This window comes from Mesorhizobium sp. M0518 (genome assembly GCF_040321125.1).
Classification (GTDB): Bacteria; Pseudomonadota; Alphaproteobacteria; order Rhizobiales; family Rhizobiaceae; genus Mesorhizobium.
The window spans coordinates 309,408-328,239 of the sequence record NZ_JAMYQY010000003.1 but is presented as its reverse complement, the minus strand read 5'-3'; the positions used below and the strand labels follow the sequence as shown (position 1 = coordinate 328,239).

Genomic DNA, 18,832 nt, shown 5'->3' with positions numbered 1-18,832 from the left:
TTGGGTAAACGATTGTTGGGCGAGCAGGAGCATTGGCGATTTATCAATCCCTAAAATGCTATGTTTCCGCGAAAGCCGGCATCAATTCCGGCCTGCTATCGAACAGCTTCTGGGCAAAGGGGAGCGAAATCAGTGTCTGCGCGTATCCTGCTGGGTATCATTCTTGCTGTTGCGGCCGGCGAAGCCCAGGCGTCATCCCTGGTTTTTCCAGGCGCGCCATCCTCCACACCATCGATCGTCAGGATCGGCGCCCTCAACCAGCCTAGAACCGCCGATGCAGTCAATGCCAGCGATGGGCGGTCGGTGGTGGCAAAAGGGGAAGCGCAGCCCGACGTCACCGATGAAAAGGTGGCGGCGATCCCGGACAAGCCCGCGACCGGGCACGACTTCCAGCCAGGCCCGATGGTCATTCGTGGCGGCGTTACCGGTCCCGACTTCCCGGCACCCGCGCCAACCGCTGCACCAGCGACAGGTACTGCGCCGGCCGCTGGCACGGCGCCGGCGGCAGACACCGCGCCGGCAACGGCCACCGCCTCCGCAGCCCCCTCAGGGAACGCCGAGAACCAACCCACCCCGCCGAGCGCTCCGGCGCCGGCAGCAGGGCAGCGCATGCCTCCCAACGGCTACACCAAATAGCCTTGGCTCAAAGGCAGCCGACATCGATGGCGAGACTTGACGGTGGTCTGGCGCCCGGCGCACCATTGTCAGGCAACCCCGTTCTAGGCATTTCTGGCAGACGGGATTTCATCAGGGGTAAAGGGGGGACCATGAGAAAAGCTGGAATCGTAACCGGGGCAGGCCTTCTGCTGGCGTCACTGCTTGGCGTCGTCGCGGCTCACGCCGACGACATGCTGGGATCCTATGTCGCGCGCATTTCCGATCGCGACCATCAGGCGAGTGACGGCTATGCGCTGGACAATGCCGCGCAGATGGTGCGGCAGGACCGCGCCAACTGGCACAAATTCCACCGCCGTGACAGCGACGACGAGGGTGATGGCTGGTTCAGGACCAACGGCCAGCGCGCCGACCTGCAACGCATGCTGGAACGCGGCGGCGCGATGAGTTCCTCGACCAAGCGCGCCATCGTCAATGGCGAACCGCTGATCCAGGTCGATGTCTACGAAAACAGCGTGCGCGTCAGCATTCTCGAGAACTGACCGGGCCGTCGCCCGGGGCGGCTGACAGTCGGCTTCGGGGACGACTGACAGGAAAAGGCGGCGCCTCAGCACCGCCTTGCCATCGATGGAACCGGCGGCTGAAAAAATCAGGCCGCTTTTTCCTTGTCATCGTCTTCTTCGGACTCGTCGCCTTCAGCCTTCACGCTATCCTCGGCGTCGTCTTCGTCTTCGTCCTCGTCGTCTTCATCTTCGTCGTCATCCGAGAGCGTGGCAGTTTCGGTGGACTCTTCGCCATCTTCATCGTCGCCGTCTTCGTCGTCATCAGACAGGTCAGCGGCTTCGACCGCTGCGGCGGCGGCATGATCGAGGATGGTTTCGGAAGCGGATTCAAGCGCCTCGGCGGAAGCCGGGGTTTCTTCTGTCACTTCGATGTCGTGATCGGAATTCATAGAAGCCTCCGTGGGGTTGGGGAACATGTCCCTTTTGCCACGGAGAGATCATCGCCATATGACTGTAAGCCGGCTCGAACGGCCGGCGGCAAAGAATATTTTCTTCGCCTTAACCTGCGATCTTCGAGAAATCCGCGACCTGGCCGGTGGCCGCGCGGATGCGGGCGAGCAGCGCCAGGCGGTTGGCACGCACCGCCTGATCCTCATCGTTTACAAGAACATGCTCAAAGAATGAATCAACCGGTTCGCGCAACACGCTAAGCGCCAGCAAGGCGGCGGAAAAGTCATCGTTTTGAATCGCTTCGCCGGCTTGCTTCTCAGCCTGATTCACCGCCGCAAACAGCGATTTCTCGGCATCCTCGCGCAAGAGTGCCGACTCAACGGTTTCGGCGACCACCGTTTTCTTCTTCTCCTCGGCGGCCAGAATGTTGGCCGCACGCTTGGTGCCGGCGAGCAGGTTCTTGCCATCCTCGGTGTCGAGGAAGGAGCCCAGCGCCTCGACCCGGCGCACGATCTGCAGCAGGTCGTCATTGGACGATTGGCCAATCTCCCCCCTTGTGGGGGAGATGCCCGGCAGGGCAGAGGGGGGTACTTGGCGCTGAGAGGACGGCGGGACAGCGCCCCCCTCTGTCGGCTTCGCCGACATCTCCCCCTCTAGGGGGGAGATCGGGCGCGAACCTGTCGCCAGCACCGCATCGATCAGGTCGTGCCGAGCGCCTTGATCGCGGAGGTAGACCTTTAGGCGATCGTGGAAGAAGGCCAGCAGGTCGCGATCCCCAGACTTTCCGTCGCCGGCGTGCGCCCGTGCACTCACATAGTCGCCACCCAACTTGGCCTGCTCTTCAGCGTGCCGGCGGTCGATCTGGTCTTCAATGATTCTTCGATGTTCAGCTACGATCGAAAGAAGGCTTACCGGCGTCTCGTTATCCAGCACCAGCCTCACCACCCCAAGAGCAGCTCTGCGCAGTGCGTAGGGATCCTTCGACCCGGTCGGCTTTTCATCGATCGCCCAGAAGCCGACCAGCGTATCGAGCTTGTCGGCGAGCGCGACAGCGACCGACACTGGATCGCTCGGTACGCGATCGGACGGGCCCTGCGGCTTGTAGTGTTCCTCCGCTGCAGCGGCGACCGATGCATGCTCGCCCTGAAGCAGCGCATATTTGCGACCCATAGCGCCTTGCAGTTCCGGAAACTCGCCAACGACTTCGGTGGTGAGATCGGCCTTCGCCAGGACGGCAGCGCGCCGCGCCAGTGCCGGATCGGCGCCGATGATCGGCGCCAGTTCCTCGGCAAGCCGCGCAATCCGCTCCACCCGTTCGCCTTGCGTGCCGAGCTTGGCGTGGAAAGTCACGCCGAGATGGTCGAGGCGGGCCATGCGCTGGTCGAGCGGCTTCTTGAGATCAAGCCCGAATTTTTCCGCCGATGCCTCGAGCTCACGCAGGTCAGGCAAATCGCCCTGGTCGGTCGTCCAGAAATAGAGCGCGTCGGACAGGCGGGCGCGCACCACCTTGCCGTTACCGTGGGCGATCTCCTTGCCGCCGTCCTTCGCCTCGATATTGGCGGTTAGGATGAAGCGGTTGGAAAGTTGGCTGATCTCCCCCCTTGAGGGGGAGATGGCCGGCAGGCCAGAGGGGCGCGCCTCACGCCGAGAGGACGGCGGGACAGCGCCCCCCTCTGTCGGCTTCGCCGACATCTCCCCCTCCAGGGAGGAGATCGGGCGCGATGTCACAAAGCACTTCTGGTTGGCGCGGATGGTCAGTCGGATCACCTCGGCCGGAATGGCGAGGAATGCCTCCTCGAACTCGCCCATCAGCACGACCGGCCATTCGACCAGCCCGGACACTTCCTCCAGCAGCCCTTCGTCCTCAACCAGATCAAGCCCGTTGGCGAAGGCGAGATTGCGGGCGTCGGCAAGGATGATCTCCTTGCGCCGATCAGCATCGAGCACGACCTTGGCCGCTTCCAGCTTGGAAACATAGTCGTCGAAGCGGCGTACCGTGATGGCGTCAGGCGCATGAAAACGGTGGCCATAGGTGATGTTGCCGGAGCGGATACCGTCGATCTCGAAATCGACCACGACAGGCTCCTCTGTTTCCGGGCCGAAGGTGCACAGGATCGATTGCAGCGGCCGTACCCAGCGCAGTGAACCGGGCTTGGCCGAGGCCGGCCCCCAGCGCATCGATTTCGGCCACGGAAAATTGCGGATGATGCCCGGCACCAGTTCGGCGATGATCTCCTCCGCCGCCCTGCCCGGCTTCGAAATGTGGGCGACATAAAAATCGCCTTTCTTCGGATCGGAATGGACATGCGCCTCGGCGATCGAGGAAAGTCCGGCCTTGCGCAGGAAACCCTGGACCGCCTGTTCAGGCGCCGATGTCGAAGGCCCCTTGATCTCTTCGCTTATATCCTTCGAGCGCGCGGTCAGGCCCCTGATGTCGAGGGTCTGCCGCCGCGGCGTCCAGTACTCGCGCGCCGCCTCATAGGTCAGTCCCGCCTCGACCAAACCGTCGGTCAGCATCTTCCTGAGATCACCCGCCGCCTTGCGCTGCATGCGCGCAGGGATTTCCTCGGAGCGAAGTTCTAGAAGCAGGTCAGGCATCGGGGTCAGCTCATGCGGGAGAGTGGTCCGGGCGGGGCATAGCAACTCGGCTGGCTGCTGTCACCCTTTACACAAATTTTGACCGCCCTGTCGGGACGAGACCACGCCACCCGTCCTTGGATCAAAGATTTCCATGAACCGAACGCAGCGCTGAAGCGACCCACGCTCAGGCAGGGAACATTTGGCTCAACGATCATGAAAACGGCATCCAGACTTCTGCAGATCCTCGCACTCGGCGCCTGCTTCACGGCGCAGGCTCACGGCGCCTTCTCGATGCCGGGCGTGCGGCAGGCATTGCGCACCATCGACGGTGCCGGCGGTCAGGCCGTACCGCCGATCAACGGTTCCCTCGAGATGATGAAGCGGGCCTGAAGCTCAGGCCGCCAAGCCACCCGCCTGCGTCTTCAGAAACGCTTCGCCGCAAGCCTTGGCCAGATTGCGCACCCGCAGGATATAGCTCTGCCGCTCAGTGACCGAAATCACGCCGCGTGCGTCGAGCAGGTTGAAGACATGGCTGGCCTTGATGCACTGATCGTAGGCCGGGAAAACCATGCGGTGCATCGGCAGATTGTCGTTGGACGCCGGCGCGCCGGCGTCGAGCAGCGCCTTGCACTCGGCCTCGGCATCCTCGAAGTGGCGCAAAAGCATCGCCGTGTCGGCGTATTCGAAATTGTGGCGCGAATATTCCTGCTCGGCCTGCAGGAAGACATCGCCATAGGTGACCTTGTCGGTGCCTTCGCGGCCGTTGAAATTGAGGTCGTAGACATTGTCGACGCCCTGCACATACATGGCCAGCCGCTCCAACCCGTAGGTCAGCTCGCCGGCCACCGGCGCGCATTCGATGCCGCAGACCTGCTGGAAGTAGGTGAACTGCGAGACTTCCATGCCGTCGCACCAGCATTCCCAGCCGAGACCCCAGGCGCCCAGCGTCGGACTTTCCCAATCGTCCTCGACGAAGCGGATGTCGTGCAGCAGCGGATCGACGCCGATCGCCGCCAGCGAGCCGAGATAGAGTTCCTGCAAATTGGGCGGGTTCGGCTTCAGGATCACCTGGTACTGGTAATAATGCTGCAGCCGGTTCGGGTTCTCGCCATAGCGGCCATCCTTGGGACGACGCGAGGGTTGGACATAGGCAGCGTTCCAGCGTTTTGGGCCGAGCGCGCGCAGCGTTGTTGCCGGATGAAAGGTGCCTGCACCGACTTCCATGTCGTAGGGCTGCAGGATAACGCAGCCATAGGCTGCCCAATAGTTGTGCAAGGCCAGGATCAGCCCCTGGAACGAGCGGCTGGGATGCATATGGGCGGGGATTTCAATTGTCACGGGTGGCCTCGACAGCACAGGCTAGCTTGCCGGCACGTCCTAGAGACCCGGCAGCAAAGCGTCAAGCAAAGCACGCCGATGCGGTCGCGCCGACATTATGGACAATGTTGAAAGCTTTGCAGAGGCTGGCCCATTGCCCATCTCTCGGGCCTGCGCTCTGTTCGCCTGTGCAGCAACGACAACAGGTTTCAGCCATGCCCAGCCCGATCGTCATCCGCCCTGTCGCGCGACAGGATTTCGAGCAATGGCTGCCGCTGTGGGATGGCTACAATGCATTTTATGGCCGCTCGGGCGAAACGGCCCTGCCGGGTGAGATTACCCAGATGACATGGTCTCGTTTCTTCGATGCCTATGAGCCGGTCCACGCGCTGGTGGCCGAAGGCGAGGGACAGCTTCTCGGCCTCGTGCACTATCTCTTCCATCGCAGCACCACGGCGATCGCACCGAATTGCTATCTGCAGGACCTTTTCACCACGCAGGCATCGCGTGGCAAAGGCATCGGACGGGCGCTGATCGAGGGCGTCTACGAGCGCGCCCAGGCGGCCGGCTCGGGCCGCGTGTACTGGCTGACGCATGAGACCAATCACACGGCGATGAAGCTTTACGACAAGGTCGCCGAACACTCCGGCTTCGTCGTCTATCGCAAGCTCTTCTGAGGCAGCCAGCCTAATACGGTTCAAACGAAAACGGGACTCCGAAAGAGCCCCGCTTGCGTTGAATTCAAATGGCTGACTTCATCCCTTCGGGGCGGGCACCGGCTCCGGCTTGACCTTCGGGGTCTCCTGCGCCGTGTTGGATTCGATCGGCGGCAGGCCCTTCATCAGCTTCTGCTGCAAGTTGGCCAGCACATCGGGATCCGGCTTCAGGTCGCGAGCCTGGTTCCACTGGAAGGTGGCTTCCAGCTTGCGGCCGACGCGCCAGTAGGCGTCGCCGAGGTGATCGTTGAGAACCGGATCTTCCGGCTTCAGCGACACGGCGCGTTCCATTTCGCGCACCGCGTCATCGAACCTGCCGAGGCGGAAATAGGCCCAACCCAGCGAATCGACGATGTAACCGTCGCTCGGCCTGAGGTCGACGGCCTTTTGAATCATCGCCAGGCCTTCCTTGAGGTTCATGTTCATGTCGACCCAGGAATAGCCGAGATAGTTCAGCACTTGCGGCTGGTCGGGGAACAGTTCCAGCGCCTTGCGGAAGTTCGGCTCGGCCTTGGGCCATTCCTTCAGGCGCTCATAAGCGATGCCGCGCTGGTAGAAGATGTTCCAGTTGGCCGCGGTCGGCGCCTTCAGCACCTCGACGGCCTTATCGTAGAGAGTGGCGGCCGAACGGAAATCGTCCTTCGAGGAATAGACGCCACCGAGCGCCAGATAGGCGCGCATGTCATTGGGATGGGCGTCGACCAAGGCTTTCAGATGGGTGATCGCTTCTTCGTGACGGTCGAGATCGGCAAGATTGAGGCCGAGTTGCAGGTCCGAAAGCTCCTTCAGCGGCGAAGCGGCGGGAATCCGGCGATAGAGCGCGATGGCACCTTCGCCGTCCTTCAATTGCTCGGACACGGCGGCGAGTTGCACAAGGGCAGCGTCGCTATCTGGCTTCAAAGCAAGCGCATATTGCAGATAGAGGCGGACGAAGGGCTCGCCGCCACCACGGTTGAGCGCGGTGGCGAGGTCGAGCAGGATTTCGGAGGCGCCATCGGATGGACCGGCAACCAGCGGCGCAATCTTGTCGCCTTTTGCAATTCGGTCGCGCAAGGCGACGATTTCCAGCTTGCCCGGCGAAAACGCCTCGGCCTGGTCGAGCACCGACAGCGCCTTGGTCTTGTCGCCCTTGCGGACCAGGAACGAGGCGTAGGCCTGGGCATTGCGCATCCAGGTTTCGGGAGCGGCACCGCCGGCGGCGGTATCCTGCATGGTCGCGGCATAGATCGCCTCGGCCTTTTCGGGCATGCCGGATGCATCAGCGATCAGGGCGCGGTGGAACGACTTGAACAGGCCGAACCAATCCGGCCCCTGCAGCTTGTCGATGGACGCCATCGCATCGGCAGGCTCGCCGGCGCCTTGCTGCGCCCAGCCGGACATCACCCCGGAGATCAACCGGTCGAGATCGGATTCCAGCGACAGCTTGAGCCAGTACTGCGCCTTGGTGAAATCCTTCTTGTGGAAGGAATCGACGGCGAGCGCCAAGCGCGAGAAACGCTCGACGTCAGGCACTTCCTTGAGCTTGTCGGCATAGACCAGGGACTCGTCGAAGCGCCCTTGCGCGATCAGCGACAGCATCAGGCTCTGCTGCAGGCCGGTGTCGCTCGGGTCAAAGGCCAATGCTTGCTTGTAGTAGGCGATGGCGCTGTCGAGGTCGTTATCGCCTTCGGCGATCCGGGCTGCCAGATAGGCGCCCGAAAATGACGTGATCTTGACCGGTTCGCTGGTCTGCTTGGCATAGGCCGGCAAAGCCGAGATCGTCATGCCTGTCACAATTGCCAGCCTTGTCAGCCAGCGCGCACATCCTTGCCGCATCGTATCCCTTTCAGCCAGGCGCCATCTCCGCATCAGCGGGATCGGCGTAGACTCGATCTTTCCAGGCAAAGCATGGCCTTTTTGGGGTCGCGCTTCAATCCGCCTCGAATTCACAATCCGGGCACCCGATTAACAAATCATGGCGACAGGGGGCAGTTTTCCGATTTTGAATTTCGGCCATGGCCCTGCGCAGCGCCGAATATATCACAGCTTCGACCCTTGAGCTCGGCGCCAATATCAACCCTCGGCTGGCGAGGCGGACCGCTGCACCAGCGTGTCGCTATATCCACCGGCCGCTATCGTGCTGCACAGTTCGTTCCATTCGCAGCCGCCGCAGGCCTTGCGTACAAGGCCAGCCGAAAACGCCTGCCGCATCCGGGCTAAGGTCCCCGTGTCGAGATCGAGGTGGGTGCCGACACGGATTGGCCGCGCCAGCAATTCCTCTACATCCAGCGCGGCGAGCCGGTCCCGCTCGACGACACTCTCGTTGAGACAATGCGGTTCCGGCTCGTCGAGCAAGGGAGCGCAGACATCGTCGGGGCCGGAAACGAGGAGGATGCCCTCGCCCCGGCTCAGGCGCTCCGCGACGCGATCATAATTGGCGATGAAGGCGGGGCTGTATCCCTTGCCCACATAGGTGAGCAGGCAAAGGAGGTGATGGGCGCGCAGCCTGATCGTCACGGATTGGCCGGCTTCGCCTTGCCGCCGGGAAGGGCCATGAGGGTCGCGGCACCCAGCGCTGACTTGAGCAAGCCGCCGACGATGAACGGCAGGAAGCCGAAGGTAACGGCCTGTTCGGCTCCAATCATGACGGCAAGCCATGCTGTGCCAAGCACAAGGCAGGCAAGGTTGCCAAGCAGCATGGCGACGAAGGCAAGCATCACCCTTTTGCCGTTCCAGCCGCGTTCGGCCAGCCAGCCGACCAGTGCGCCGACAAGCGGGAAGGCGAAGAGATAGCCACCCGTCGGCCCGACGAAATGCGCCGCACCCGCTGCCCCTCCGGACAGAACCGGAAAGCCGACCGCACCCTCGACCAGCCAGGCGGCGATGGTGAGCGCGCCAAGCCGCCAGCCATAGAGGGCGCCGATCAGTGTCACCGCAAAGGTCTGCATGTTTACCGGGACCGGCACCATCGGCACCTCGATATAGGACGCCAGCGCCAGGAACAGCGTGCCAAGCACGACGGCTCCAACCTGCCAGGCAAGAGAACGATCCTGGAGCTGGAGCGGACTGAACGACGGCTTGCCGGGTGAGAATGCGACGTCTGTCATTGGGATTCCTTCGATCGATTGCAAATTATAGATAATTTCTGTTTTCGATCTATTATCGAATCCACACTTCCCTGGGGATTGCAAGCCCTGGCTTTGGCGGAGGCCGTCTAACCTACTATGGCGAAGGCTTCGCGCGTCGTTCCGGAAGCCGTCCTGACCGGCTTGCGGCCAATCCATTGGACGTGCCGCCCCAGTGTGACGGCCGCGGATTCGGTGTTTCCCTGCCGCAAGGCGGTGAGGATCGCGCGATGGTCCTGATCGGTGCGCGTCTCCCACTCCGACCGCCATGCCGCGAACAGGAAACGGGCGCTTGCCGCGTGCAGGTCGTCGATGGTCGCGAGCAGGCGCGACATGCCGCATGGCGACAGGATCAAGCGGTGGAAGGCGCGGTTGGCCTCTTCCCACGACCTGACATCGCGGGACTTGTCGCCGGCCTTGGTCGCCTCCTCGGCGAGATCGAGAATGGCCGATGTCAGATGCGGCGCGGCGTGGCGCAGCGCCAGCACTTCGAGTGCTGCCCGCATTTCGGCGACCTCCTTGACCTCGCCCAGATCGAAAGACGCGACACGCACGCCGCGGCGCGGCTCGCCGATGGCCAGTCCCTGCGCCTCGAGACGGCGGAAGGCCTCGCGCACCGGAACATGGCTGGTTTGGAATTCCTCGGCGATATGATCCTGCCGAAGCCTGGCCCCTGGCTCGATCGCACCGGAAATGATCCGGTCCGCCAGAACCTTGCTGATGCGCACCGCGATGGTGTCGTCCGTGCCCTTTGCCATGTTTATAGATAATTTGCGGCAGGGCAGCTTGTCGAGCCAATTGCAGTCGAAATCGCGAGGCGCCAGAAGCAAGACTCAAGGCTGTGAGACGAAACCGTCGAGTGCAGGCATCGCCACGGTGATCAGGTCATGCAGCCGCTTCTTCGGCACCCCGTCGCGCGCCTGCACAGAGAGGCCAAACAACAGCGTGGTGTAGTAGTCGCCAAGCGCTTCCGGATCAGTATCCGGCTTGAGGTCGCCGTCGCGAACGCCCTTTCTCAGGCGCTCGACAATCAATGCATTGCGCGCCAGTCGGCGCTCGGCCAGCCAGTGCAGCACGTTATCGTTTTCCGTGGCGCAGTTGGTGGCGGCCGAGACGACCATGCAGCCTTTCGGCAAGTCCGGCCTTGTGTAGATTTCGATTGCATCGCGCAGCAACCGCTCGACAAACCGCCTTGCGGTCGGCTCCTCGGCAAGCGCGCTGGTGGCGAAGCTTCCTTCGCTGGTTTCGTAGAGAACAACGGCTTCGCGAAACAGATCCTCCTTCGAGCCAAAGGCGGCATAGATGCGCGCCGATGCCAGACCAAGCATGGACACGAGGTCGGCCATCGAGGTGCCCTCGTAGCCGCGCATCCAGAAGGCATCGCGCGCTTTCTGCAGAGCCTGGGCTCTGTCGAACTCCCTTGGCCGTCCCGCCATCGCCGTCTCCATTTCTTTATCGATCAACAAATAATCCGCTTGACTCCGGATTGCAAACCCAATTCTTTGTCGATCGATAAAGAATCAAAAGGAGATTGGCATGAGTTCACTCGATCAAGGGGTGCCGTTCGGCGCCACTGCGACACAGGGAGGGGTTGGCGCGAAGCGCGGCGCCACGCTGGCATTGCTCGCCTTCGCCCAGCTTATCATCGCTCTCGACATCAACATCGTCTTCGTGGCGCTGCCCGAAATCGGGGCTGGGCTGGGCTTTTCCGGCCAGACCTTGCAATGGGTGGTGAGCGCCTACACCGTGTTTACCGGCGGTTTTCTGCTGTTCGGCGGCCGCGCCGCCGACCTTATCGGTCAGCGCCGCATTTTCATCTTCGCTCTCTGGCTCTATGCGCTTTCGTCGCTGGTCGGCGGCCTCGCCTGGTCGCCGGAAATCATCATCGCTGCCCGCGCTGTACAAGGCATCGGCGGCGCTTTCCTGTTCCCGGCGACGCTCTCGCTGATCAATCGCCTGTTTGCCGAAGGACCGGAACGCAACAGGGCGCTGGCGGTGTGGGGCGGTGCCGGCGCGAGCGGCCTCACCCTTGGCTCACTGGCCGGTGGATTCCTGACAGGCGCCTTCGGCTGGTCGTCGGTCTTCTACGTCAATGTGCTGCTGGCTGGCATAGCCATCATCGCCGCATTTGCCATCATTCCACGCGATCCCAAGCGGCACCAGCGCCGCAACTTCGATCTGCCTGGCGCGCTGACCGTCACTGCGGGCGCCACATTGCTGGTCTTCACGCTGGTCCAGGGACCTGAATATGGCTGGGGTTCGCCAGCGATCGTCGCCAGCGCCGCGCTGGCAGCGATCTTCATCATCGCCGTCGCGCTGATTGAGGCGAAGAGCGCTGACCCGCTGATGCCGCTGCGGCTGTTCCGCAATCGCAGCCTCGTCGCCGGCATGACGATCACCTTCCTGTTCATGGGAACGTTCGGGGCCCTGCCCTATTTCCTCACCGTCCTGTTGCAGACCGTGCATGGCTTCACCGCGCTGGAAACCGGCCTCGCCTTCCTGGTGCCGTCGATCGCCATCGCCGCCGGCACGCAGCTCGGTGAACGCCTGGCAACGCGCTTTTCAACCCGCTCGACCCTGGTCGGCGGCATGGTCATAGGGGCGGCCGGCACGGCGCTGATGGTCCTTGGAGCATCAGCCAACAGCTTCTATCTGGCTCTCGTTCCAGGGCTGATCATCTCCGGTGTCGGACAGGGCATCGTCTGGACCGCCATGTGGATCGCGGCCGCGTCGGGCGTGGCTCACGACGAACAGGGCGTCGCCTCGGGGATGGCCTGCACGACGCTCAACATCGGCAACGCGATCGGCATGGCGACGTTGATCGCGATCGCCAACAGCCATGTCGGCGGATTGAGCGGCGATGCACTGAAGGCCGCGATAGCCGACGGCATACAGATCGCCTTCTGGCTGGCGGCGGCGGGCATCGTTGTCAGCCTGCTTGCCGCAATCGCTTTGCCGGGAAAGGCGAAGTAGCCGGCAACCGGGTGACGCCGCTCAGTTCACCCGGCTGATGCAGAAATCGATGACGTCGATCAGCGCCGATTTCTGCGGCGTCGCTTCCAGCGGCGCCAGCGCGTCGCGGGCGATCTCGCCGAAATGGCGGGCGCGTCCGATCGTGTCGGCAATGGCGCCATGGCGAGTCATCAGGCCGATCGCCTTTTCCAGACCGGCGTCATCGGTGACATTGTCCTCGATGGCACGCTTCCAGAAAGTGCGCTCGGCCTTCGTGCCCCGCCGATAGGCGAGAATGACCGGCAAGGTCACCTTGCCTTCGCGGAAATCGTCGCCGACATTCTTGCCGAGATCCTTGCTGGTGCCGCCATAGTCCAGCGCGTCATCGATCAGCTGGAAGGCAAGGCCGAGATTCATGCCGTAGGAGCGCAGCGCCGCACGATCGTTGCGGGTCGCCTGGGCAATGACGGGGCCGACCTCGGCAGCAGCCGAAAACAGTGCGGCGGTCTTGGCCTTGATGACGGCGAAATGCTCGTCCTCGGTGGTTTCGAGGTTCTTGGCGGCGGCAAGCTGCATAACCTCGCCCTCGGCGATGATGGAGGCAGCACTCGACAGGATATCGAGCGCTTCGAGCGAGCCGACATCGACCATCATGCGGAAAGCCTGGCCGAGCAGGAAGTCGCCGACCAGCACGCTTGCCTGGTTGCCCCAGATCATGCGGGCGGTCTTCTTGCCGCGCCGCATGCCGCTCTCGTCGACGACATCGTCGTGGAGAAGCGTCGCCGTGTGCATGAATTCGACGGAGGTGGCGAGCTTGACGTGGCCCTCGCCGGCATAGCCGAACATCTGCGCGGCGGCCAGCGTCAGCATCGGCCGCAGCCGTTTGCCGCCGGACGAGATCAAATGGTTGGCGACCTCCGGGATCATCTCGACGTCGGAGCCGGCCTTGGACAGGATCAATTCATTGACGCGCCCCATATCCGCCACTGTCAGATCGATCAGATCCTTGATGGAGGCGGGCTCCCGCTTCCCGTTTTCGATGTTGAGAACGACACCCACAACAATCACTCCCGTCTTGGTATAGAGCGTGCGACGGCACCCTTAGTCCCTGCATGGACTCTAGGGCGGCGGACATGGCCACGGCAAGTGGCGAATTGGCGCGGCGTCGATGACGGAATGTCAACGACCCGAGAGGGAACGGGGACCCGAGAGGGAACGGGGCTCTGCCTCGGAATCCCCTCCCCGTTTACATCAATAGCGCAAACTGCGAGTTTCATACGATGATAGAACTTGTCCGCACCAACGATGCCGTGATCATCTCCTTTGTTGAATCGCTGATGTGCGACGCCGGCATCGCCTGCTTTGTCGCCGATCAGAATATGAGCATTCTAGAAGGGTCGATCGGCCTTTTGCAGAAACGCGTCATGGTCGATGCCGACCAGGCCGACGCGGCACGGCGCATCCTCAGGGATGCCGGCATCGCCAACGAAATCCGCGGAAAATAATGTCCGCCGCGCCCGCCGCCCTTGTCCCGGATACGCCGGCCCATACGGTCGACGCTTTCCATCGCGGCCGGTTCTGGCTCGTCCAGCCCAAGCAGGGCGGCCATCGCGCCGGCATGGATGCGATGATGCTGGCGGCATCCGTGCCATCGACCTTTGGCGGGCGCCTGGCCGATTTCGGCGCCGGAGCCGGAGCTGCCGGACTGGCGGTGCTGTCACGCTGCCCGGCGGCAGAGGCGGTGCTTGTCGAACGCGCGCCGGAAATGGCGGCCTTCGCGGCGGCGACGCTTGCCCATCCCGGCAATGCCCATCTCAGCGATCGCGCATCCGTGCTGGGCGCCGATGTCACCGTATCGGGCCGGGCGCGGGCAGCCGCCGGCCTCGCCGACAACGACTTCGACTTCGTCATCATGAACCCGCCGTTCAATGCTCCCCGGGACCGCGCCACATCGGATCGCCTGCGAAAGGAAGCCCATGTCATGGAGGACGGGCTGTTCGAGAGCTGGATCAGAAGTGCGGCGGCGGTGGTGAGGCCGCGCGGCGGGTTCGCCGTAATCGCCCGGCCCGAACAGCTCGGAGCCATTCTCGATGCGATCGCCGGCCGCTTCGGCGATGCCGAGATGCTCGCCGTCCACCCTCGTCCCGATGCGGCGGCGATCCGCATCGTCGTGCGGGCAGCGCTCGGGACACGGGGAAAGCTTGCCATCCGCCCGCCCCTGATGCTGCACGCGCAATCAGGCAACGGCCCCGACGAGCGCAGCGAAATGATCACCAACGGCCTCGCCTCGCTGTTCGGAGATTGAGCTATTCTGCCCGGCCACATTGCCGTTGGCCGGGAAATCCCTACATGCCTGCAACCTATCGACCGGAGACCGCGCCCTCGTGAAACGACTCATCAACCGCCTGTTGCCGAAATCCTGGCGCTCCACCGTCGTCACCATTCCGGTCATCCGGCTGCACGGCACCATCATGGCAGGCGGTGGCCAGTTTCGGCCGAGCCTGTCGCTGGCTTCCACCGCCGGCCTCATCGAGAAGGCGTTTTCCTACGACGCGCCGGCGGTCGCCATCTCGATCAATTCGCCGGGCGGCTCGCCGGTGCAGTCTAGGCTGATCTTCAAGCGCATCCGTGACCTGGCCACGGAAAAGAACAAAAAGGTACTGGTCTTCGTCGAGGATGTCGCGGCGTCGGGCGGCTACATGATCGCGGTCGCCGGTGACGAGATCTTTGCCGATCCGTCCTCCATCGTCGGGTCGATCGGCGTCGTCTCGGCTTCGTTTGGCTTCCCGGAACTGATGAAGAAGATCGGCATCGAGCGACGTGTCCACACCGCTGGCCAGAACAAGGCGGTGCTCGATCCGTTCAAGCCCGAGAAAAAGGAAGATGTCGAGCGGCTGAAGGCGCTGCAGCTCGAGGTGCACGCAACCTTCATCGACCTCGTCAAGGAGCGGCGCGGCACGAAACTGAAGGACGATCCGGACCTGTTCACCGGCCTGTTCTGGACCGGCATCAAGGGCCTCGAACTCGGGCTGGTCGATGCGCTCGGCGACATGCGCACTGTGCTCAAGACCCGTTTCGGGGCGAAAACCCAACTCAGGCTGATCACGACACCGCGCGGTTTCCTTAGCCGCTTCGGCCTGTTCGGCTCAAGCAAGGGCTTTTCAGCGCCCGATATCGCAGCCGCTGCCGCCAGCGGCGTGATCGATGCGGCGGAAGAGCGCGCATTGTGGTCTCGCTTCGGGCTTTGAAAACCCGGCAAAACCGTCTAGCATGAGAGCTTGAGTTTCATGCATGTCGTGTTCCCAAAAGCGGGTCGACATGCATCAACCGACCCGACCGGCCGCCTTCGCCGGCCCAGCGTGGGAGGAGTTTTGGCATGCCGCAGATCATTTTCTTCGCCGTCGTTGGCGTTGCCGCCTATTTCGGCTACCGCACCTTCATTAGGGAAGCCGAGCGCGTGACCGCCAAGGTGCGGCGCACAGAAAAGCAAACGGCCAACGGCGCGATCGGCACTTTGGTCAAGGATCCGAAGACCGGCGAATACCGGCTGGCCAAGGACTGAGCATCATCCCGCAGACGATTGTGGACACCGACATCGGGTCGCGTAGCTGGCACGCACACGCCAAAATCAATCTGGCGCTGCATGTCACCGGCAGGCGCCCTGACGGCTATCATCTGATCGAGAGCCTGGCGGTGTTCACACGGTTTGGCGACAGGGTCGAAATCGCGCCCGCCGACGGCGATGAGTTTACCGTATCCGGCCGTTACGCCCCGGCCGTTCCTCTCGACGCCAGCAATCTGGTGCTCAAGGCGCGCGATGCCCTGCGGCAGACAGCCGGGCACGAGAGAACACCGCCGGTCGCTATTCGGCTGGAAAAGAACCTGCCGGTTGCCTCCGGCGTCGGCGGCGGTTCGAGCGACGCGGCGACCGTGCTGCGCGGACTGGTGGAGACATGGGCGCTGGACATCGATGGCAGCGAGCTGGCGCGGATCGGCCTTTCGCTTGGCGCCGATGTGCCGATGTGCCTGGCGGCAAAGCCGCTGGTGGCGCGTGGCATCGGCGATGAACTGTCGATGGTGCCGGATTTTTCGGCGCTTGGCCTGGTGTTGGTCAATCCAGGCACCCCGGTGTCGACGGCGGATGTCTTTGCAGCGCTTTCCCGGCGCGACAATGAGGCCTTGCCGCCGCTGCCGCGCAGCATCGATTTTCACAGCCTGCGCAACTGGCTGGAGATCACCCGCAACGATCTCGAGCCCGCGGCGCTGGAGGTGCAACCCGCAATCGGCAGGGCGCTTTCCTGGCTGAACAAGGCCGGATCGGGGTTCTCGCGGATGTCGGGATCCGGCGCGACATGTTTCGGCCTGTTCGAAACCGGCAATGTCGCCAAGCGCGCCGCCGCCGAAATCCGCGGCCGCCAGCCCGACTGGTTCGTTGCCGCGACGCGCAGCATCGCATCGGAGGGCGCAGATGGCCAGAATTGACGAGAGCCGCTCCTTCATTCCCGTGCGCATCGCGGTGCTGACCGTTTCGGATACGCGCAGCCTCGCCGACGACAAATCCGGCCAGACGCTGGCCGACCGCATCACCGAGGCCGGCCATCTGCTGGCGGCCCGCAATATCGTCACCGACGACCGCGAGAAAATCCGCGACACGGTTCTGGCGTGGTCACAGGACAAGAATATCGATGTCGTCATCACCACCGGCGGCACCGGCTTCACAGGCCGTGACGTGACGCCGGACGCGCTGGAGCCGATCTTCGAAAAGCGCATGGATGGCTTTTCGGAAGTGTTCCACCGGATTTCCTACGACAAGATCGGCACCTCGACGATCCAGAGTCGGGCGACCGGCGGCGTCGTCAACGCCACCTTCGTCTTCGTGCTGCCGGGTTCGCCAGGCGCCTGCAAGGACGCGTGGGACGGCATCCTGAAAGCGCAGCTCGACTACCGGCACATGCCGTGCAACTTCGTCGAGATCATGCCGCGCCTGGACGAGCATTTACGGCGCGGCAAATCGGCTTTGTAAAAGCCAGGCAAAGCGTCGGTTCCACGCCGCTTTTGCAGGCAGAACAGCACCGGTGCCTTCGAAACACCATTCCAAACCGAACCTCGGAAAAGTACCTTGCCTGAAGGCGATCATCGCCATCACGACAAGGCAGAACCATGACCACGCATACCGGCGGATGCCATTGCGGCAACATACGCCTTGCATTTTCAACCGAACTCGACCCATCGCAAATCGAAGTTCGCGCCTGCCAATGCTCGTTCTGTGTCAGACATGGTTCGCGCGCCATTGCCGATCCGGACGGCAGACTGACCATCTCGGTCAAGGATGAGGCGCGATTGCGAAAATATCAGTTCGGGCTGAGGACGGCCGACTATTTGATCTGCCGGGATTGCGGCGTCTATGTCGCCGCAATCGCCGGAGAGGATGACGCAAGGGCGATCGTCATCATCAACGCCCTGGACGACCGAGAGCGGTTCAATCAGGAGCCGGCTCGTGTCGACTTCGATGCCGAAAGCCGGGCACAGCGCCAAGCCAGGCGCCGCGCTCACTGGACGCCTGTCGAGATGAGCTTCGGATAGGCAGCTCTCAGCGGATGACCGGCTCGCCATGAAACCGTCGGCGCGACGGCGGCGATACGCCGAAGCCGACTTCCATCATCAGTCGCGGCGTGCGTGCCGGCACGGTGCCCATATGAAAGCCAAAGGGGTCCTCGACGAAGCCGAGACCGGCCTCGCCGGTCAGCGTCACCGGGCTCTGCTCGCCATAGACATCCAGAACCTGTTGCGCGGGATGGCCGACCAGAAGGGTAAGCTGATGCTTTAGGCTGCGGCGCTTGTGGCTGCCCCTGACATAGACATGCGGACCGGTGTCGGCGTCGACCGGCTTGAGGTAGAAGAAGAATTTCAGCATGCGCCAGTCGTCGAGGTCAAAATGATACTTGCCGAGCGAGGCGAGGTTCTTGTCGGCATCCGAAGCGGCACCTGTGGGAAAACTCCACCAGACCCGCGTCGTGATCAGTTTCGCCTGGCCGCCGAGATAGTGCGCGGCAATATCCAGAAGCAGCGGATCGCGCTGGATGGCAAGCGCCGCCGGGCAGTCGAGGATGCGCTCGAAAAAATGCCCGCTAAGCAGCGAGCGGCCAAGGCGTTTCTCGGCCTCGGCATGTTCCCCCGGCATGAATTCGAGACGGCGGTCGAAATTGCCGAAGCAAGGCGTGCGCCCGGCGAAGTCGGCGATCTCTTCATGGATATCAGGCGGCAGGACCAGGCCTGAGAACAGCCCGTCGGAGCGCAACGCATCGACGACCGCTCCCCGTTCGACACCGGCAAACATCGTATCCCCGGCATTGGCGACCGGGCGGGCGCGCTTTGCGCCGAGCCAATGCATGCGGCGTCCGGGCATGGTGCGCGCCAACACGAACATCGGCAGCCAGGCAGGGTTCTCACGCAGGTCCGTCAGATAGGTTGGAATACGCACGGCGATGCGCCGCAGCAGGCTGCCGTTGCGCGCAATGGCCTCGAGACTGGCCGCGCCGGATGTGTCGGGGGTTGAAAGCTTCATTGGGTCCTCGGCTATGAGAGCACCACCGAT

At 63.0% G+C, this 18,832-nt stretch carries 22 protein-coding genes; 12 read left to right on the top strand and 10 right to left on the bottom strand.

The window, feature by feature from the left end:
* Positions 1-132: 132 nt before the first annotated feature.
* Positions 133-636 (top strand): hypothetical protein, encoded by a 504-nt coding sequence (locus NKI66_RS06480; protein ID WP_023808651.1) that lies wholly within the window; start codon positions 133-135, stop codon positions 634-636.
* A 131-nt stretch (positions 637-767) separates the two neighbouring features.
* Positions 768-1,157 carry a hypothetical protein gene (locus tag NKI66_RS06475; RefSeq protein ID WP_023808652.1) on the top strand — a complete coding sequence of 130 codons (390 nt, stop codon included), beginning with the start codon at positions 768-770 and terminating at the stop codon, positions 1,155-1,157.
* Positions 1,158-1,264: 107 nt separating this feature from the next.
* Here NKI66_RS06475 and NKI66_RS06470 read toward each other — a convergent pair whose 3' ends face one another.
* Positions 1,265-1,567, bottom strand: a complete 303-nt coding sequence (locus tag NKI66_RS06470) for an ATPase (protein ID WP_128302476.1) — start codon at positions 1,565-1,567, stop codon at positions 1,265-1,267.
* A 109-nt stretch (positions 1,568-1,676) separates the two neighbouring features.
* On the bottom strand, positions 1,677-4,166 hold the full coding sequence (locus tag NKI66_RS06465) for a glycine--tRNA ligase subunit beta (protein WP_023808653.1): 2,490 nt from the start codon (positions 4,164-4,166) through the stop codon (positions 1,677-1,679).
* A gap of 195 nt (positions 4,167-4,361) precedes the next feature.
* Here NKI66_RS06465 and NKI66_RS06460 point away from each other — a divergent pair, with 195 nt between their 5' ends.
* Entirely contained in the window at positions 4,362-4,538 is a 177-nt protein-coding gene (locus tag NKI66_RS06460) for a hypothetical protein (protein ID WP_023808654.1), read from the top strand.
* A gap of 3 nt (positions 4,539-4,541) precedes the next feature.
* On the opposite strand, the gene NKI66_RS06455 is transcribed toward NKI66_RS06460, so the two are convergent.
* Positions 4,542-5,462 (bottom strand): glycine--tRNA ligase subunit alpha, encoded by a 921-nt coding sequence (locus NKI66_RS06455; RefSeq protein WP_031212237.1) that lies wholly within the window; start codon positions 5,460-5,462, stop codon positions 4,542-4,544.
* A 218-nt stretch (positions 5,463-5,680) separates the two neighbouring features.
* Here NKI66_RS06455 and NKI66_RS06450 point away from each other — a divergent pair, with 218 nt between their 5' ends.
* A complete protein-coding gene (locus NKI66_RS06450) occupies positions 5,681-6,142 on the top strand; it encodes a GNAT family N-acetyltransferase (RefSeq protein WP_023808656.1) in 462 nt (153 codons plus the stop codon).
* Positions 6,143-6,220: 78 nt separating this feature from the next.
* Here NKI66_RS06450 and NKI66_RS06445 read toward each other — a convergent pair whose 3' ends face one another.
* The 5 genes from NKI66_RS06445 to NKI66_RS06425 all read right to left on the bottom strand — a co-directional run bounded on the left by NKI66_RS06445 (position 6,221) and on the right by NKI66_RS06425 (position 10,748).
* Positions 6,221-7,996: a tetratricopeptide repeat protein gene (locus tag NKI66_RS06445; protein ID WP_023808657.1), complete on the bottom strand. Its 1,776-nt coding sequence runs from the start codon at positions 7,994-7,996 to the stop codon at positions 6,221-6,223.
* Between the two features lie 237 nt (positions 7,997-8,233).
* Positions 8,234-8,677 carry a DUF1284 domain-containing protein gene (locus tag NKI66_RS06440; RefSeq protein WP_023808658.1) on the bottom strand — a complete coding sequence of 148 codons (444 nt, stop codon included), beginning with the start codon at positions 8,675-8,677 and terminating at the stop codon, positions 8,234-8,236.
* Positions 8,674-9,267 (bottom strand): biotin transporter BioY, encoded by a 594-nt coding sequence (locus NKI66_RS06435; RefSeq protein WP_023808659.1) that lies wholly within the window; start codon positions 9,265-9,267, stop codon positions 8,674-8,676. Before NKI66_RS06435 ends, NKI66_RS06440 begins: the two co-directional genes overlap by 4 nt.
* Before the next feature lie 107 nt (positions 9,268-9,374).
* Complete coding sequence (locus tag NKI66_RS06430) at positions 9,375-10,043, bottom strand: GntR family transcriptional regulator (protein ID WP_023808660.1); 669 nt, start codon at positions 10,041-10,043, stop codon at positions 9,375-9,377.
* A gap of 75 nt (positions 10,044-10,118) precedes the next feature.
* Positions 10,119-10,748, bottom strand: coding sequence for a TetR/AcrR family transcriptional regulator (locus NKI66_RS06425; RefSeq protein WP_245273037.1), 630 nt, complete (start codon positions 10,746-10,748; stop codon positions 10,119-10,121).
* Positions 10,749-10,821: 73 nt separating this feature from the next.
* Here NKI66_RS06425 and NKI66_RS06420 point away from each other — a divergent pair, with 73 nt between their 5' ends.
* Entirely contained in the window at positions 10,822-12,258 is a 1,437-nt protein-coding gene (locus NKI66_RS06420; protein ID WP_352751261.1) for an MFS transporter, read from the top strand.
* Positions 12,259-12,279: 21 nt separating this feature from the next.
* Here NKI66_RS06420 and NKI66_RS06415 read toward each other — a convergent pair whose 3' ends face one another.
* On the bottom strand, positions 12,280-13,296 hold the full coding sequence (locus tag NKI66_RS06415) for a polyprenyl synthetase family protein (RefSeq protein ID WP_023808663.1): 1,017 nt from the start codon (positions 13,294-13,296) through the stop codon (positions 12,280-12,282).
* Positions 13,297-13,517: 221 nt separating this feature from the next.
* Between NKI66_RS06415 and NKI66_RS06410 the strand changes: the two genes are divergently transcribed.
* The 7 genes from NKI66_RS06410 to NKI66_RS06380 all read left to right on the top strand — a co-directional run bounded on the left by NKI66_RS06410 (position 13,518) and on the right by NKI66_RS06380 (position 17,820).
* Positions 13,518-13,742 (top strand): putative signal transducing protein, encoded by a 225-nt coding sequence (locus tag NKI66_RS06410; RefSeq protein WP_023808664.1) that lies wholly within the window; start codon positions 13,518-13,520, stop codon positions 13,740-13,742.
* The gene (locus tag NKI66_RS06405) at positions 13,742-14,542 is read left to right on the top strand and encodes a tRNA1(Val) (adenine(37)-N6)-methyltransferase (protein WP_023808665.1); all 801 of its coding nucleotides are present in this window, start codon (positions 13,742-13,744) and stop codon (positions 14,540-14,542) included. The genes NKI66_RS06410 and NKI66_RS06405 overlap by 1 nt, the downstream gene beginning before the upstream one ends.
* A 79-nt stretch (positions 14,543-14,621) precedes the next feature.
* Positions 14,622-15,485 (top strand): S49 family peptidase, encoded by an 864-nt coding sequence (locus NKI66_RS06400; protein ID WP_023808666.1) that lies wholly within the window; start codon positions 14,622-14,624, stop codon positions 15,483-15,485.
* A gap of 128 nt (positions 15,486-15,613) precedes the next feature.
* The gene (locus tag NKI66_RS06395) at positions 15,614-15,799 is read left to right on the top strand and encodes a membrane protein (RefSeq protein WP_023808667.1); all 186 of its coding nucleotides are present in this window, start codon (positions 15,614-15,616) and stop codon (positions 15,797-15,799) included.
* A gap of 20 nt (positions 15,800-15,819) precedes the next feature.
* Positions 15,820-16,719, top strand: a complete 900-nt coding sequence (locus NKI66_RS06390) for a 4-(cytidine 5'-diphospho)-2-C-methyl-D-erythritol kinase (RefSeq protein WP_023808668.1) — start codon at positions 15,820-15,822, stop codon at positions 16,717-16,719.
* Entirely contained in the window at positions 16,706-17,260 is a 555-nt protein-coding gene (gene moaB / locus NKI66_RS06385; RefSeq protein ID WP_023808669.1) for a molybdenum cofactor biosynthesis protein B, read from the top strand. The genes NKI66_RS06390 and moaB overlap by 14 nt, the downstream gene beginning before the upstream one ends.
* A 137-nt stretch (positions 17,261-17,397) precedes the next feature.
* Positions 17,398-17,820: a GFA family protein gene (locus tag NKI66_RS06380; RefSeq protein ID WP_023808670.1), complete on the top strand. Its 423-nt coding sequence runs from the start codon at positions 17,398-17,400 to the stop codon at positions 17,818-17,820.
* Positions 17,821-17,827: 7 nt separating this feature from the next.
* On the opposite strand, the gene NKI66_RS06375 is transcribed toward NKI66_RS06380, so the two are convergent.
* Positions 17,828-18,802: a hypothetical protein gene (locus NKI66_RS06375; protein WP_023808671.1), complete on the bottom strand. Its 975-nt coding sequence runs from the start codon at positions 18,800-18,802 to the stop codon at positions 17,828-17,830.
* Positions 18,803-18,832 lie beyond the last annotated feature (30 nt).

Excerpts from the sequence above, each read along its gene's own strand:
- NKI66_RS06475 (WP_023808652.1), top strand. The coding sequence starts at position 768 with ATGAGAAAAGCTGGAATCGTAACCGGGGCAGGCCTTCTGCTGGCGTCA.
- NKI66_RS06470 (WP_128302476.1), bottom strand. The coding sequence starts at position 1,567 with ATGAATTCCGATCACGACATCGAAGTGACAGAAGAAACCCCGGCTTCC.
- NKI66_RS06465 (WP_023808653.1), bottom strand. The coding sequence starts at position 4,166 with ATGCCTGACCTGCTTCTAGAACTTCGCTCCGAGGAAATCCCTGCGCGC.
- NKI66_RS06460 (WP_023808654.1), top strand. The coding sequence starts at position 4,362 with ATGAAAACGGCATCCAGACTTCTGCAGATCCTCGCACTCGGCGCCTGC.
- NKI66_RS06455 (WP_031212237.1), bottom strand. The coding sequence starts at position 5,462 with ATGCATCCCAGCCGCTCGTTCCAGGGGCTGATCCTGGCCTTGCACAAC.
- NKI66_RS06450 (WP_023808656.1), top strand. The coding sequence starts at position 5,681 with ATGCCCAGCCCGATCGTCATCCGCCCTGTCGCGCGACAGGATTTCGAG.
- NKI66_RS06445 (WP_023808657.1), bottom strand. The coding sequence starts at position 7,996 with ATGCGGCAAGGATGTGCGCGCTGGCTGACAAGGCTGGCAATTGTGACA.
- NKI66_RS06435 (WP_023808659.1), bottom strand. The coding sequence starts at position 9,267 with ATGACAGACGTCGCATTCTCACCCGGCAAGCCGTCGTTCAGTCCGCTC.
- NKI66_RS06430 (WP_023808660.1), bottom strand. The coding sequence starts at position 10,043 with ATGGCAAAGGGCACGGACGACACCATCGCGGTGCGCATCAGCAAGGTT.
- NKI66_RS06420 (WP_352751261.1), top strand. The coding sequence starts at position 10,822 with ATGAGTTCACTCGATCAAGGGGTGCCGTTCGGCGCCACTGCGACACAG.
- NKI66_RS06410 (WP_023808664.1), top strand. The coding sequence starts at position 13,518 with ATGATAGAACTTGTCCGCACCAACGATGCCGTGATCATCTCCTTTGTT.
- NKI66_RS06405 (WP_023808665.1), top strand. The coding sequence starts at position 13,742 with ATGTCCGCCGCGCCCGCCGCCCTTGTCCCGGATACGCCGGCCCATACG.
- NKI66_RS06395 (WP_023808667.1), top strand. The coding sequence starts at position 15,614 with ATGCCGCAGATCATTTTCTTCGCCGTCGTTGGCGTTGCCGCCTATTTC.
- moaB (WP_023808669.1), top strand. The coding sequence starts at position 16,706 with ATGGCCAGAATTGACGAGAGCCGCTCCTTCATTCCCGTGCGCATCGCG.
- NKI66_RS06380 (WP_023808670.1), top strand. The coding sequence starts at position 17,398 with ATGACCACGCATACCGGCGGATGCCATTGCGGCAACATACGCCTTGCA.
- NKI66_RS06375 (WP_023808671.1), bottom strand. The coding sequence starts at position 18,802 with ATGAAGCTTTCAACCCCCGACACATCCGGCGCGGCCAGTCTCGAGGCC.